The organism is Vibrio sp. Y176 (assembly GCF_033438945.1).
Map to the genome: position 1 here is coordinate 1 of NZ_JAWOQS010000302.1, position 827 is coordinate 827.

At 44.9% G+C, this 827-nt stretch carries 1 protein-coding gene; it reads left to right on the forward strand.

What is annotated here, in order from left to right; all coding sequences use genetic code 11:
* On the forward strand, positions 1–768 hold a 768-nt coding region (gene rarD / locus R7O13_RS25700; protein ID WP_318305050.1), incomplete at its 5' end, for an EamA family transporter RarD.
* Between the last annotated feature and the right edge of the window lie 59 nt (positions 769–827).

The following is an 827-nucleotide window of genomic DNA, read 5'->3' on the forward strand; positions in this document are numbered from 1 at the left end:
GTAGGGATTCTTATCGTCTACGCGGTGACTCGCCATTGGCCAAATTGGTCACACGTGTGGCGAGATAAAAAGTCTCTTTGGTATACCTTTGTGACAAGTAGCCTAATGTGTATTTCTTGGAGTGTATGTACGTGGGCGTTGACTCACCATCGAGTGATTGATGCAAGCTTGGGCTTTTTCATCGGGCCACTTGTGTCTGTCGCTTTAGGTGTATTTGTTTTGGGAGACAAGCTTTCTAAGGGGCAATTAATTGCAATATTGCTCGCAACTTGTGGCGTGTTATACCAAGTGTTTCAATACGGGCAGCTACCGTTTGTTGCCTTAACAATGGGGCTTTTCTTTGCGCTGTATGGACTCTACAAAAAGAAAATCAACTACGATTGGAGCACAACATTGTTTATTGAAGCGCTTGTTCTTGCGCCTTTCGCGTTGGGATATTTGCTGTTCAAACAATGGACGACAGGCGAGCTTGCTTCTTCCGTTGATACGACAACCTTATTGCTTTACTTCGGCAGCGCGCCAATCACGATTCTTCCTTTGATCTTCTACTCAATCGCGATTCGTATTACAAACTTATCGACGGTTGGTTTGATGCAATACATAGAGCCGAGCTTGCAGTTTATTCTTGCTGTCGTGTTCTTTGGGGAGCTGTTCGATGACGTTAAAGCGGTTACGTTTGCCTTTATCTGGGTGGGTTTGTTGCTCACGATCTTCGAAGGCGTTGCGAAAGGAATAAAGCGCAAAAGGTTGGCTAATCATTCGGTGTAGGTCGAATCCGGTTTAAACCAAGTTTGGGTCAAACCACGTTCGTTTTAATTCATCGTGCA